This is a genomic window from uncultured Lutibacter sp. (assembly GCF_947495725.1).
Classification (GTDB): domain Bacteria; phylum Bacteroidota; class Bacteroidia; order Flavobacteriales; family Flavobacteriaceae; genus Lutibacter.
This window is the reverse complement of sequence record NZ_CANLZZ010000007.1, coordinates 112,641-126,684: the sequence shown is the minus strand read 5'-3', so window position 1 is coordinate 126,684 and position 14,044 is coordinate 112,641. Positions and strand designations below refer to the sequence as shown.

Genomic DNA, 14,044 nt, shown 5'->3' with positions numbered 1-14,044 from the left:
TGGTTTTTCAAAAACCAACATTCACGATTTTCGTCAGAGGTTAATTTTGAGAGTGCAAATTTAATTAAAAAAATTAGTCTTCCAACAAATCGGGTCTAATTTTTTTTGTTCTTTCAAACGCCTGTTCATTTCTCCATTCTTCAATTTTAGGGAAATTACCTGATAATAGTATTTCGGGTACCTTAAGTTCTTTATAATCAGAAGGTCTAGTGTAAACAGGAGGTGATAATAAATTGTCTTGAAAAGAATCAGTTAAAGCAGAAGTTTCATCTCCTAAAACACCAGGAATTAATCTTATAATGGTGTCACACAATACAGCTGCGCCAAGTTCTCCGCCACTTAACACGTAATCGCCAATAGAAATTTCTTTTGTAATAAATAAATCGCGTACACGTTGATCTACACCTTTATAATGACCACAAAGTATAATAATGTTTTCTTTTAAAGATAGCGTATTGGCAGTTTGTTGATTCAAAGTTGGTGCATCTGGGGTCATATAAATAACTTCGTCATAATCTCTTTCGGCTTTTAATTTTGAGATACATTTATCTATAGGTTCAATCATTAATACCATTCCGGCTCCTCCACCAAATTGATAGTCGTCTATTTTTCCGTAATCATTTAAAGCATATTTTCGTAAATCATGAAAATGTACTTCAACTAAATCTTTATCAATTGCCCTTTTAATTATTGAATATTCAAACGGACTTTTAATTAATTCTGGTGAAACGGTTATTATATCAATTCGCATTGTGCAAATATAATTTTTTGAGTTTAAAATTTATATTTATTAGTTTAATAAACTAATTCTAACTTTTTTCTTTTTTAATTTACTGTTATTTACTTTAGCTATGAAATTATGAATATCATTATTTGCTACCGCGACATATGCGCAATCTTGTTTTAATTCAATAATACCTAATTCATCTTTCTTTAGATTTCCTTGCTTAAAAAACAACCCAGCAATATCTCCTTTTGAAATTTTATCCTTTCTTCCACCAGAAATATGAATAGTATTCCATTTGCTTTTAATAAACTTTTTATTGGTTTCAATGTTAATTTCCTCTGCGTTTTCTGTAAATACAGGTAGTTCTTCGTTTTTCCATTTTAGTAAATAGGCTGTTCCGTTGCTGTGCATACGTGCAGTTCTACCGTTTCTATGAGTAAATTCATCAGGTCTCATAGGTAATTCATAATGAATGATGTAATCCATTTCGGGAACATCGATGCCGCGTGCGGCTAAATCTGTTGCTATTAAAATTTTATGAGTGCCATTTCTAAATTTTATCAAATTTCGTTCCCTGTCTATTTGTTCTAAGTCGCCAAAAAACACTCCATGATTAATTCCTTTTTTATAAAGAAAATCACTTACAACTTCTATACTCGCTTTTAAATTGCAAAAAATAATACCACTGCCTTTACCAACATAACTAATTAATTTTTCTAATGAATCTAATTTATCTTGTTTATCAGCGACAACTGTTTTAATCTTTAAGTTAGAACCTTTTTTATTTAAGTAATTTATTCTTTTAGCATTTTTAATACCCATAAAAGAAGGTATTTTTACTTTTTGGGTAGCGGATGTTAATATTTTTTTATTTACTAAAGTTAAAGCTTCTACTATTGTTTTCATTTCTTCCTCAAAGCCTACTTCTAGTGATTTATCAAATTCATCTAAAACCAACGTTTTAATATTATTAACGTAAAAAGCTTCTCTTAAAATATGGTCAGAAACTCTTCCTGGTGTTCCTATTAATATTGCCGGAGGATGTTTTATTTCTATTTTATCTTTTGAGCCGGATCTTCCACCATATACGGCATTTGCTTTAAAACCACTTCCCATTTCCCTAATAACTTGTTCAATTTGTATTGCAAGTTCTCTTGAAGGGACAAGTATTAAAGCTTGTATATTTTTAATAGTTGGGTCTAACAATTCAAGTATTGGTAATAGAAAGGCTAGTGTTTTTCCAGTTCCGGTAGGTGATAGTAAAATTGTTTCTGCGTTAAATAAAACCGATTTGTAGGTTTCTTCTTGCATTGCATTTAATTTTTCAATTCCTAATTTGGATAAAATTTCCTGCTGATTTTTTATGATTTCTGCCATTTGGCAAAGATATCTTAAATATAATGAAAGTAGTCTTTTAAATTACGGTAGCTTTTAACATTCTGTCTTCTCCAAAAATATCTTTTTTAAGTTGTACATTTTTAAGTCCTTTGTTGCTTATTAGTTCAGCCGTTTCTTTACCTAAATACTGGTTTATTTCAAAATAAAGAGTTCCTTTTGAAGTAAGGTGTTTTTTAGCTAAATCTCCAATTTTATTGTAAAACAATAACGGGTTTTCATTGGTTACAAATAATGCTATATGAGGTTCGTTATCTAATACGTTTTTCTCCATTTGCTCTTTTTCAACTTCTCTAACGTATGGCGGATTGCTAACAATTATATCGAAATTATCAGGCAATTTTTCTAAATTTAAAATATCAGTTTCAATAAATTCAACTGAAGTATTGTTTAAAATAGCATTTTGTTTTGCCATTTTTAATGCTTCCTTAGAAATATCTAAAGCATATACTTTTGCGTTTGGTAAATTTTTGGCTAAGGATATTGCAATACAACCGCTACCAGTACCTATATCTAAAATTTTTATTTCACCAGAATCTTTATGATCATCTATTATAGATTGTACTAGCTCCTCAGTTTCGGGTCTTGGTATTAGAACATTGTTGTTTGTTTTAAAAACTAAATCAAGAAACTCCGTTTCACCTAATATATATTGTATAGGAGTAGATTTACTTAATTCTGTTAATGCATTGTTTAAAAAAGTAAGATCATTTTCTGAAATTTCAAAATTTGGTTGAAGCGCAACATCAATGCGTGTTAGCTTTAGTTTAAACTCTACAATAATATTAAAAAACGATTGTATTTCTGTTTGTGGGTAAAGTCCTTTGAGTTGACTGAAAAACTGAGTTTTAAATTCTTTTATTAGCATTATAAATCTTTAAGCATCCATAAATTACACGAAAAATGACCAGTATTTCCCATTGGAGCATTTAAATTTTTAAAACCAACTTTTCGGTATAATTTTCTAGCTTCTTCCATATATGGTAATGTTTCTAGGTAACATTTTTCAAAACCAAACTCTTTGGCTTTCTGCAGGCAAATATCCATCATTTTACTGCCTAAACCAATTCCTCGGGCTTCATTTTTAAAATACATTTTTTGAAGTTCGCACACATTACCTTCAAAATTGTTTAATTGCTGAATACCATCGCCTCCGTAAATTTCCCCATTATTTTCAATAACAAAATAAATAGCTTTTTTTGTTGAATACGCTTCAAAAAGAGTATCTAAAATTTTATCGGCATAAGCTGTTCCAATTTTTGGCACACCATATTCTATTAATACTTTGCGTATTGCTGTGGCAATTTTTACATTGTCTTTTTGCTCAATTTCTCTAATGTTAAAATCTGAAAGAATCATTTTAAAGTGCTATTTTTGTGCTGTGAATATACACGAAAAATACATAAAACGTTGCATTGAACTTGCTAAAAATGGGTTAGGAACAACATATCCAAATCCTATGGTTGGGAGTGTAATTGTTTTAAATAATACTATAATTGGTGAGGGTTGGCATAAAAAAGCAGGAGAGCCACATGCAGAGGTAAATGCCATAAATTCGGTTAAAGATAAATCGCTTTTAAAACAAGCAACTATTTATGTGAGTTTAGAACCTTGTTCTCATTTTGGGAAAACGCCACCTTGTGCAAATTTAATTGTTGAAAATGGGATTAAAAATGTAGTTATTGGAATTGTAGATTCTAATAGTAAAGTTAGCGGGAAAGGAGTTCAATATCTTATGTCAAATGGTTGTGCGGTTATTGTTGGTGTTTTAGAAAATGAATGTGATAACTTAAATAAACGTTTTTTTACATATCATAATAAAAAACGACCTTTTATAATTTTAAAATGGGCTGAAACCAAAGATGGTTTTATTGATAAATTTAGAGATGAAACATCTGAAAATATCCCAAATTGGATTTCAAATGAATATTCTCAGCAATTGGTTCATAAAATGAGAGCTGAGGAACAAGCCATTTTGGTTGGAACAACTACCGCTTTGAATGACAATCCTAGTTTAACGGTTAGAAGTTGGAGTGGCGAAAATCCTGTTCGTATTGTTTTAGATCGAAATTCTAAAATACCAAAAGACTACAATTTATTAAATGGAGAAGTGAAGACAATTGTTTTTTCGGAAGTAAAGCATAATATTGATTCTTACGAAAATGTAATTTTTGAAAGAATTGATTTTAGCGAAAATGTACCGCAACAAATTTGTGAAATATTATACAACTACGAAATACAATCAGTTATTATAGAAGGAGGAAAGCAAACCTTGCAAAGTTTTATTGATGCTAATTTATGGGATGAAGCCTTTGTTTTTACTGGAGATGTGCTATTTAGGAAAGGTTTAAAAGCTCCAATTATTAAAAAAACTTCTTCGGAAATGAAAGAAATAGGAAGTGACTTATTAACAATTTATACAAATAATTAGTTAGGTAGCAGTATGACTTCAGAAAAAGACACGTATAAAACAATTGAAATTGCTAAAGGCGATGTGCTATTTAAAGAGAAAGGAAGTAAGTTTTTTAGTTTTGTGATTCCTGTTTTTAGTGAAGATGAAGTTAAGCTTAGGCTAGAAGAAATTAAGAAAAAACATCATTCAGCAAGACATTGGTGTTATGCATATCAACTTGGGATAGATACAATTCGTTACAGAGTAAATGATGATGGAGAACCAGGAAATACTGCTGGACAACCTATTTATGGGCAAATTTTATCTAAAGATATTACAAATGTTTTAGTGGTAGTAGTTCGTTACTTTGGAGGAACAAAACTTGGAGTAGGAGGTTTAATTAGTGCGTATAAAACTTCAGCAAAAATGGTTTTAGATGAAGCTAAAATTGTGGAAAAAACTATTGATGTTCATTTTGAACTAATTTTTGAATACGAACATATGAATAAAGTGATGCGAATTGTGAAGGAAAATAACCTTCAAATTTCGCATCAAAAAATGGAATTAAACTGTGAGTTTGTAATTCCTATTAGAAAGAAAAATTCAGAAAAGATTAAAAAGCTTTTTACTGACTTAAGATGTCTTAAGATTTCTGAGATAAATTAGCTTTATAAATCCAATTGTTTTAATAAATATTCAGGAGCTCTTGTTGGGCGGTTTGTTAACATATTTACGAAAACAAGTGTTGTTGTTGCTGTTGTTAATAATTCACCTTTCTCATTAACTATTTGGTAGCTAAATTCAATTCGAGCAGTAGGTTTTTTTTCTAAAGTGGTTTTTAACGTTAGTAAATCATCATATTTTGCAGGCTTAATATAATTTATATTTAGATTAATTACAGGTAACATAATTCCATCTTCTTCCATTTTTTTATAGGAAATCCCCATTTTTCTTAACAATTCAATGCGTCCCATTTCAAAGTATTGAGCATAATTGCCATGATATACATAGCTCATTTGGTCAGTTTCACTATAGCGTACTCTAAATTCAATTTTATTCGAAATCATTTTGTATATTTATGAAGTGTTATTTACATAAAAAATAATTAATAATCAATAGTTATTTTATTTTTTTATGCTAAAAATTATTCACATTTTTGTACAACAAAGGAGCACTAGAGATTTCTCTGTTCTGATCAACAAATTTTAACTTAAAAAAAAGCTGCCGAAATCACAAAATGAGTATAACTGCATCATCAGTTTGGGAGGAATGTTTATCTTTTATAAAGGACAACATTAAACAACAAGCATATAAAACATGGTTTGAGCCAATCAAACCCATAAAATTGTCAGGTGAGGCATTAACTATCCAAGTACCTAGTAAATTTTTTTATGAATGGTTGGAAGAGCATTATATTAAATTGTTAAGAGTTGCTTTGGTAAAGCAGTTGGGAGATGATGCTAAGTTAATCTATGATGTTAGAATGGAAAATAATTACAGTAGTAATAATCCACATACTGTTAAATTTCCAAGTTCAAATAGAAATCCTATAAAATCACAGGGTGTTACTGCACCAATAGATTTTAATAAGCGCGAGTTAAAAAACCCGTTTATAATACCAGGAATTCAGAAAGTAAAAATTGAATCTCAATTAAACCCTAATTATAACTTTAAAAGTTTTGTTGAAGGAGACTCTAATAGATTGGCACGATCTGCTGGAATGGCAGTTGCGAATAAACCTGGAGGAACTTCATTTAATCCATTATTAGTTTACGGTGGTGTTGGTTTAGGGAAAACTCATATTGCACATGCAATAGGAGTTGAGATTAAAGATAAATATCCGGACAAAACTGTACTGTACATTTCTTCTGAAAAATTTACCCAACAATATATTGATTCCGTAAAAGGAAATACTAGAAATGATTTTATTCATTTTTATCAAATGATTGATGTTTTAATTATTGATGATGTTCAATTCTTATCAGGTAAAACAGGAACTCAAGATGTTTTTTTCCATATTTTCAATCATTTGCACCAAAACGGAAAACAAGTAATTTTAACTTCAGATAAAGCTCCTGTAGATATGCAGGATATTGAACAACGATTACTTTCTAGATTTAAATGGGGATTATCAGCAGAGCTTCAGGCTCCTGATTATGAAACTAGAGTTTCAATTTTAGAAAATAAACTATTTAGAGATGGTGTAGAAATGCCAACAGAAATAGTTGAATATATAGCAAAAAATATAAAATCTAACGTTAGAGAATTAGAAGGTGTTTTGATTTCTATGATAGCACAAGCTTCTTTTAATAGAAAAGAGTTTACACTTTCATTAACTAAGCAAATTGTAGATAAATTTGTAAAAAACACCAAACGCGAAGTTTCTATAGATTATATTCAAAAAATTGTTTCAAATTATTTTGAATTGGATGTTGCAACGTTACAATCTAAAACACGTAAGCGCCATATAGTTCAGGCACGTCAATTAGCAATGTATTTTGCAAAAAGAATGACTAAAGCTTCATTGGCTAGTATTGGTTCTCAGATTGGTAAACGAGATCACGCAACTGTTCTTCACGCTTGTAAAACTGTTGATAATTTAACAGAAACAGATAAGCAATTTAGAAGATATGTTGATGACATAACAAAAAAACTTACATTTTAAATCATAACATGACTAAAATATTAATGGTTTGTCTCGGCAATATTTGTCGTTCACCATTAGCAGAAGGTATACTTAAATCAAAAGTATATAGTTTTAAAACTTTTGTAGATTCTGCTGGTACTGGTGCTTATCATGTTGGTGAAAAGCCAGATAAACGTTCCATAGCCATTGCGAAACAAAACGGAATTGATATTACAGATCAAAAAGCTCGAAAGTTTACAAAAGAAGACTTTAAGTTATTTGATTTAATTTACGTTATGGATAATTCTAATTACAATAATGTTGTTTCTTTGGCTAGTAATGAAGTTGAAAAAGAGAAGGTGAAATTAATACTGAACGAAGTTTTTCCTGGTGAAAATTTAGATGTTCCAGACCCTTATTATGGGGGTGATTTTGGATTTAAAAATGTGTACAATATGTTGGATGAAGCTTGTAACATTATTGCTCAACAATTAAATAATAATGGATAACGAGAAAGGAAAATTATTTTTAATACCAACAACCTTAGGCGATAATGAACCTTTGGAAGTACTACCAATATCTGTTAAAAAAGTAATAGAAGAATTAGACTGTTTTATTGTAGAAAATGAAAAGACTGCAAGAAGATTTATAAAAAGGATAACACCTAGAAAATCTCAACCTTCACTTACAATTTTAAAATTGGATAAGTATGCTGATCAATTGGAAGTTAGAACCTATTTAGATGCCTGCGAAACGGGTGTTTCAATTGGATTGCTTTCAGAAGCTGGTGTGCCTGCAATTGCAGACCCTGGAGCTGAGATTGTGAAATTGGCACATGAGAAAAATATAAAAGTAGTTCCATTAGTTGGACCATCTTCAATAATTTTGGCAATGATGGCCTCAGGTTTTAATGGACAAAATTTTGTTTTTAATGGTTATTTACCAATTGATACAGCCGAAAGAAAAGCGGCTATAAAACGATTAGAAAGATTATCTAAAGAAAAAAATCAATCGCAAATATTTATTGAAACTCCTTATAGAAACGACAAAATGTTTGCAGATTTAAAAAGTACTTTAACTCCTACGGCAAAAGTATGCATTGCTTGTAACATTACATTAGCAGATGAATATATAAGAACTTTAGAAATAAAAGATTGGAAAAAAGAGAATCCAGAACTACATAAAAAACCTACAATATTTATTATTCATAAAGATTAAAAAAAAGCTTAAACGGATTGTTTAAGCTTTTTTTTATAACTATCCTTTCTTTTTTAAAGAACCAGATCCAACAGATTTGGATTTTACTTTATTAGGATTTCCAGTGTAAAGTACATTGCCAGAACCTGCAATTTGAGCATTGATTTCGTTTTGGGCATTAATTTTAATATTTCCCGAACCCGCAATTTTTGCATTCACCATTGTGGCTTTTAAATTATAACCAATTAAATTTCCAGATCCTGCAATACTACAATTAAACTCATTAGTTTCTCCTTGAATTTTTAAATTTCCTGAACCTGCAATGTTGGAACTAGTATTTTTTGCAGAAATATTTAAATTCATATTTCCAGATCCTGCAATATTAAGTTTAATGCTTTTAGTTTTTATTAAATCGGTAGTAAAAATAGTACCTGAACCGGCTAAAGCTAAGGATTCTAAATGTTCAAAAGGAATTGTAATTTCTATTTTTTTACTTGGTTTTATTACATAACCTTTTTTTGTTTTAATATTTAAATTTTCGTTTTTAACTTCGATAATAATGTATTCCATTAAATTTTCATCAGCTTTAATAGTTATTTTCCCTAATTGATCTTTTAGTAATTTAACTTCAAAATTACCATTTATACCAATTTTTTTGTAATCCGAAACTGTTCGAGTTTCAGTATTAATTTCTCCATTTCCTTTTACCTTTTTAGTAAATAATTGTGCGTTTACCGAATTATTAATACCAAAGATTAATATGAAAATGAATGTAATTATTTTTGTTGATGTATTTTTTAGAAAGTTCATAGTAGTATCTTTTAATTGTTGTAAAATGTTAGGTTTCCATAGTTAGATTTAACAGAAACTGTACTAGTTGAATTTTGTAAGTTGAAGTAACCTTCATAGTATTTTGATGTTGATTTTTGTATTTCTTTGTTAAAAGTAAAACCTTCAACTTTTTTTAAATTACCATAGCTTAAAGAGGCATTAATTTTAAAAGAATTTATAGGTGATACACCAATTTTTATTTGTGTATATGATGTATTAATTTGAAGATTTTTCAAATCTTTTCCTAATTCATTAATTTTTATATTTCCATAATCCATATCAAAATTACCAATTTCACCTACTTTACTAATAATTGTTTGCATATAATCGCAATTACCAATTATGTTATTAACTTCCTTAATTTTTAAACTACCGTAATCACAATTAAAATTTAGTTTATCAATCTTTCCAAATGAAATATGTGAATAATCAGCATTCAATTCTACGTTATCACTTCTGTCTATATTTAATGTAGAATAATCTGCGTTAATGTTACCTTCTTTCATAAAATCGATATTCGAATTATTTGTATAATCTATGTTTATATTATTATCAGAATTTAGTAATTCACCAATTGTAATTTTTCCATAATCACAATTTATTTTAGAGCTACCTTCAATTTTATCTATAGTAATGGATCCGTAATCATTATTTAAATTAATACTATTACTAATTGGCATTTGAATAAGATAGTTAATTTCCATATTTACATTACTCTTATTTCCAAAGAAACTCCAAGAACTTGAACTTTTTTCAATAACGGTTTTAGCAGAAACATTGTTTAAGGTTCCTTTGAATTCAACATCAATTTGTTCAAGTCTTTTTTTTACTTTTTCTTCATCATTACCATTTGTTGTAATACTTACTTTGATAGCAATTCTGTTTTCATTCCAAGAGCTAATTACAATATTTCCATATTTATTTGAAACATTTAATAAGGCATTCGAGTTAACGGTAAATTCTTTGTTAATTACTTTATTTTTAGTGTATTTCCCATCTTTTTCATGTGCGTTGGAAATAAAAGGAATTAGAAAAATAAGGACTATTATTTTATATAAAGTTTTCATTGTGTTGTTTTTTTAAATTTTTTAAATTATCTAGTTGATTTAATAAACTTTGCAAAACCTCAATACGTTGTTGAAAATTAGAAATCATTGCAAAAATAATTCGTTTGTCTTCAGTACTTTCTTTGAGCTCTAAAGTAAGTAGCTTATATTGGTTTTCTAGTTTATTAATTTGAAACAGACCATCTGAAATTAATTGTTCTGTGTCTGAATTTCGTTCATTTTCTATGGTTTGTAGTTCTTTTTCAATTAAGGCGACAAAATAACTTTGCGTTTCTTCCATTTCTGGTGAAATAGATGCTAATTCCATTCCTGTATTATTATTGAAAGAGGATCCAATCCAAATTCCAAAAAATAGTATTATTGAAGCTGCAATAGCTATAAATGTATATAAATTAGTTTTTTTAGATGAAGATCTATCATCCAACTTATTTAGTTTGGCCTCAAATCTGTTAAAGTGTCCAATTGTTGGCTCCTCAACATCAAATGTTCCTTCTAAATTCTCAAATATGTTATCTAAATTGTCTTTCATGTTTCTTAGATAAAAGTTGTCTTAATTTATTTTTTGCCCTTGAAATTAATGTTCTTGAATTTTCATATGAAATATTCATTATTTCTCCAATTTCTTCATAATCGTAACCTTCAATTAAGTTTAAAGTTAATGCCACTTTATAATTAGTTTTAAGTTTATTTAAACTTGTTAAAATGTCCTTAAAATTAAAATTACTATATGCTTCAACAGTTTCATCACTTTCACATTTTATAATAATATTTTTTTCAATTGGAACAGTTTCTAAACGGTTACTCTTTTTTAAAGCGGTTAAGCTATTATTAATAACTATTCTTTTTAACCAAGCTCCAAATGTTACATTTCCACTAAATGAATTTAATTTAGTAAAAGCCGCTAAAAATGATTCCTGCATAATATCTTCAGCCTCAAAGCTGTCATGAACTATTCTAAAAGAAGTATTAAACATAGCTTTATAATATAGCTTGTAAACTGTAAATTGTGCTTTTTTATCACCCTTTTTACATTTTTCTATAAGTTGGCTAGTATGTAAATTATTCTCCTTCAAAACTGGTTTCTATTAAAAAGACATTCGTTTTTTAAAGCTGTTACACTTTTATTTAAAATTACTAAAAAATAAATTGTACTAATGCTAATCAATTTGGCATAAGAATTGAAATTTAACTAAAGCAGAATGCAACTACAATGCTTTAAAGTATTGTAAACCAATGAAATAATTATGATTAATTAAATTGTGATTTGAATAAGATATTATTTAAGTGACAAAATGACCATAAAGAAACTATGAGTGATTCAAATTTTTTAAAAATAGACAATATGTCATTACAGCACATATTAGATGAAGATGCAGATTTAATACCTTTAATGACGCCAGAAGATGAAGAGGAAATAAATAAAGAAGATGTGCCAGAGGTGTTACCAATATTACCTTTGCGCAATACTGTTCTTTTTCCGGGAGTTGTAATACCTATTACTGCAGGAAGAGATAAATCCATACAATTAATAAAGGAAGCAAATAAAGGAAATAAAATTATAGGTGTTGTTGCTCAAAAGAATGAGGCAATTGAGGATCCATCAGTAAATGACATATACAAAGTTGGGACAGTTGCCCGTATCTTAAGGATGTTAAAAATGCCTGATGGTAATACAACTGTTATAATTCAAGGAAAAAAGCCTTTTGAAATTGATAGTATTGTTCAGGAAGAGCCTTATTTACAAGCAATAACAAAGCCGCGTATTGAAGATAGAACAGAAGAAAAAGAACTCGAATTTGATGCTATTATTGATTCAATAAAAGAAATGGCTGTTCGTATTATTAAGGCAAACCCAAATTTACCATCCGAAGCTTCTTTTGCAATAAAAAACATTGAGAGCAAGCCATTTTTAATAAATTTTGTTTCTTCAAATATGAATTTGAATGTTGAAGAGAAACAAGAATTGTTAGAAACTGAAAATTTAAAAGAAAGAGCGCTTCTTACTTTAAAAAAGATGGATGAAGAATTTCAACGATTAGAGTTGAGAAATGTAATTCAGTCTAAAACACGTACTGATATGGATCAGCAGCAGCGTGAGTATTATTTACATCAACAATTGAAAACCATTCAAGAAGAATTAGGTGGTGTTTCGTACGATGAGGAATTGGAAGAAATGCGGGAAAAATCGCATACGAAAAAATGGAGTAAAGAAGTTAAAGAAACATTTGAAAAAGAATTAGGACGTTTACAGCGAATGAATCCGCAGGTGGCAGAGTACTCTGTTCAAAGAAACTATTTGGATTTATTACTCGATTTACCTTGGAACGAATATTCAGATGATCAATTTGATCTTAAAAGAGCTCAAAAAATATTAGACCGTGATCATTTTGGTTTAGAAAAAGTGAAGGAACGTATTATAGAGCATTTAGCTGTTTTAAAACTTAAGGGAGATATGAAATCGCCTATTATTTGCTTGTATGGACCTCCGGGTGTTGGAAAAACTTCTTTGGGGAAATCAATTGCAGAGTCTTTAGGAAGAAAATATGTTCGTATGTCCTTAGGTGGTGTTCGAGATGAAGCTGAAATTCGTGGGCATAGAAAAACCTATATTGGTGCAATGCCAGGAAGAATTATTAAAGATTTAAAAAAAGCTGGAACTTCTAATCCTGTTTTTGTATTAGATGAAATTGACAAATTAGCTTCTTCTAGTCATAATGGAGATCCATCTTCAGCTATGTTAGAAGTGTTAGATCCTGAGCAAAATACTACCTTTTACGATAATTATTTAGAATTAGATTATGATTTATCTAAAGTGCTTTTTGTTGCTACGGCTAATAGCTTATCAACTATTCCTTGGGCATTAAGAGATAGAATGGAGATTATTAATGTTTCTGGTTATACAATTGAAGAAAAAGTTGAAATAGCTAAACGTCATTTATTACCAAAGCAGTTAAAAGAGCATGGTATAACGGCCGATCAACTTAAAATAGGTAAGAAACAGTTAGAAAAAATAGCTGTTGCTTATACAAGAGAATCTGGAGTTAGAGGTTTAGAAAAGCAGATAGCAAAAATGGTGCGTTACGCAGCAAAATCTATTGCTATGGAAGAGGAGTACGATATTGATATTTCTGTAGAAACTATTGAAAAAGTATTAGGACCATCTCATTTAGAACGCGATAAATACGAAAGCAATGACGTTGCGGGTGTTGTTACCGGTTTAGCTTGGACGAGTGTTGGTGGGGATATTTTATTTATTGAGTCAATTATTTCAAAAGGGAAAGGATTATCTATTACTGGAAATTTAGGAAAAGTGATGAAAGAATCGGCTACAATTGCAATGGAGTATATAAAAGCGAATGCCGAAGAATTTGAAATTAAACCTGAAGTTTTAGAGGAATATAAAGTTCATATTCACGTTCCTGAAGGTGCAACACCTAAAGATGGTCCAAGTGCTGGTATTACTATGTTAACTTCATTGGTTTCTGTATTTACTCAGCGAAAAGTGAAATCGAGATTGGCAATGACAGGTGAAATTACCTTAAGAGGTAAAGTGCTACCAGTTGGAGGAATTAAAGAAAAAATATTAGCAGCAAAACGTGCAAATATTAAGGAATTAATTTTATGTATTGATAACAAAAAAGATATTGAGGAAATTAAGCCGTCTTATTTAAAAGGATTAAAATTTCATTATGTATCAGATATGAAAGAGGTGATTGCAATAGCACTTACTAAACAAAAGGTTAAGAACGCTAAAAAATTATAATAAGTAAAAAAAACGCTTTAAAAAGCTAAAAAAAGCAGCCAATGGG

Annotated in this window: 15 protein-coding genes; 6 read left to right on the top strand and 9 right to left on the bottom strand. The window is 29.3% G+C overall.

The window, feature by feature from the left end:
• Window positions 1–73: 73 nt before the first annotated feature.
• From trmD to Q0776_RS15555, 4 genes are read right to left on the bottom strand one after another with little or no spacing between them, the layout of a single operon-like run.
• Entirely contained in the window at window positions 74–751 is a 678-nt protein-coding gene (gene trmD, locus Q0776_RS15570) for a tRNA (guanosine(37)-N1)-methyltransferase TrmD (RefSeq protein WP_298370252.1), read from the bottom strand.
• Window positions 752–790: 39 nt separating this feature from the next.
• Window positions 791–2,104, bottom strand: a complete 1,314-nt coding sequence (locus tag Q0776_RS15565; RefSeq protein WP_298370249.1) for a DEAD/DEAH box helicase — start codon at window positions 2,102–2,104, stop codon at window positions 791–793.
• A gap of 37 nt (window positions 2,105–2,141) precedes the next feature.
• Complete coding sequence (gene prmC, locus Q0776_RS15560; protein ID WP_298370247.1) at window positions 2,142–2,990, bottom strand: peptide chain release factor N(5)-glutamine methyltransferase; 849 nt, start codon at window positions 2,988–2,990, stop codon at window positions 2,142–2,144.
• Window positions 2,990–3,481 carry a GNAT family N-acetyltransferase gene (locus tag Q0776_RS15555; protein ID WP_298370245.1) on the bottom strand — a complete coding sequence of 164 codons (492 nt, stop codon included), beginning with the start codon at window positions 3,479–3,481 and terminating at the stop codon, window positions 2,990–2,992. The genes prmC and Q0776_RS15555 overlap by 1 nt, the downstream gene beginning before the upstream one ends.
• A 22-nt stretch (window positions 3,482–3,503) precedes the next feature.
• Between Q0776_RS15555 and ribD the strand changes: the two genes are divergently transcribed.
• On the top strand, window positions 3,504–4,553 hold the full coding sequence (ribD, locus tag Q0776_RS15550; RefSeq protein ID WP_298370242.1) for a bifunctional diaminohydroxyphosphoribosylaminopyrimidine deaminase/5-amino-6-(5-phosphoribosylamino)uracil reductase RibD: 1,050 nt from the start codon (window positions 3,504–3,506) through the stop codon (window positions 4,551–4,553).
• A 12-nt stretch (window positions 4,554–4,565) separates the two neighbouring features.
• A complete protein-coding gene (locus Q0776_RS15545) occupies window positions 4,566–5,180 on the top strand; it encodes a YigZ family protein (protein WP_298370241.1) in 615 nt (204 codons plus the stop codon).
• A gap of 2 nt (window positions 5,181–5,182) precedes the next feature.
• On the opposite strand, the gene Q0776_RS15540 is transcribed toward Q0776_RS15545, so the two are convergent.
• On the bottom strand, window positions 5,183–5,581 hold the full coding sequence (locus Q0776_RS15540) for a thioesterase family protein (RefSeq protein WP_298370238.1): 399 nt from the start codon (window positions 5,579–5,581) through the stop codon (window positions 5,183–5,185).
• A gap of 170 nt (window positions 5,582–5,751) precedes the next feature.
• On the opposite strand from Q0776_RS15540, the gene dnaA reads away from it, so the two are divergent.
• The 3 genes from dnaA to Q0776_RS15525 are packed head-to-tail and all read left to right on the top strand — an operon-like array spanning window position 5,752 to window position 8,358.
• Window positions 5,752–7,179 carry a chromosomal replication initiator protein DnaA gene (gene dnaA / locus Q0776_RS15535; RefSeq protein WP_298370236.1) on the top strand — a complete coding sequence of 476 codons (1,428 nt, stop codon included), beginning with the start codon at window positions 5,752–5,754 and terminating at the stop codon, window positions 7,177–7,179.
• Window positions 7,180–7,187: 8 nt separating this feature from the next.
• On the top strand, window positions 7,188–7,649 hold the full coding sequence (locus Q0776_RS15530) for a low molecular weight protein-tyrosine-phosphatase (protein ID WP_298370233.1): 462 nt from the start codon (window positions 7,188–7,190) through the stop codon (window positions 7,647–7,649).
• Window positions 7,642–8,358: an SAM-dependent methyltransferase gene (locus Q0776_RS15525; RefSeq protein WP_298370230.1), complete on the top strand. Its 717-nt coding sequence runs from the start codon at window positions 7,642–7,644 to the stop codon at window positions 8,356–8,358. The genes Q0776_RS15530 and Q0776_RS15525 overlap by 8 nt, the downstream gene beginning before the upstream one ends.
• 39 nt (window positions 8,359–8,397) lie before the next feature.
• Here Q0776_RS15525 and Q0776_RS15520 read toward each other — a convergent pair whose 3' ends face one another.
• The 4 genes from Q0776_RS15520 to Q0776_RS15505 are packed head-to-tail and all read right to left on the bottom strand — an operon-like array spanning window position 8,398 to window position 11,308.
• The gene (locus tag Q0776_RS15520) at window positions 8,398–9,147 is read right to left on the bottom strand and encodes a head GIN domain-containing protein (RefSeq protein ID WP_298370229.1); all 750 of its coding nucleotides are present in this window, start codon (window positions 9,145–9,147) and stop codon (window positions 8,398–8,400) included.
• A gap of 11 nt (window positions 9,148–9,158) precedes the next feature.
• The gene (locus tag Q0776_RS15515) at window positions 9,159–10,235 is read right to left on the bottom strand and encodes a hypothetical protein (RefSeq protein ID WP_298370227.1); all 1,077 of its coding nucleotides are present in this window, start codon (window positions 10,233–10,235) and stop codon (window positions 9,159–9,161) included.
• Window positions 10,219–10,764, bottom strand: coding sequence for a hypothetical protein (locus tag Q0776_RS15510; RefSeq protein ID WP_298370225.1), 546 nt, complete (start codon window positions 10,762–10,764; stop codon window positions 10,219–10,221). Before Q0776_RS15510 ends, Q0776_RS15515 begins: the two co-directional genes overlap by 17 nt.
• Window positions 10,745–11,308, bottom strand: coding sequence for an RNA polymerase sigma factor (locus Q0776_RS15505; RefSeq protein WP_298370224.1), 564 nt, complete (start codon window positions 11,306–11,308; stop codon window positions 10,745–10,747). The genes Q0776_RS15510 and Q0776_RS15505 overlap by 20 nt, the downstream gene beginning before the upstream one ends.
• Before the next feature lie 236 nt (window positions 11,309–11,544).
• On the opposite strand from Q0776_RS15505, the gene lon reads away from it, so the two are divergent.
• Window positions 11,545–13,998 (top strand): endopeptidase La, encoded by a 2,454-nt coding sequence (lon, locus tag Q0776_RS15500; protein ID WP_298370221.1) that lies wholly within the window; start codon window positions 11,545–11,547, stop codon window positions 13,996–13,998.
• Window positions 13,999–14,044: the final 46 nt, after the last annotated feature.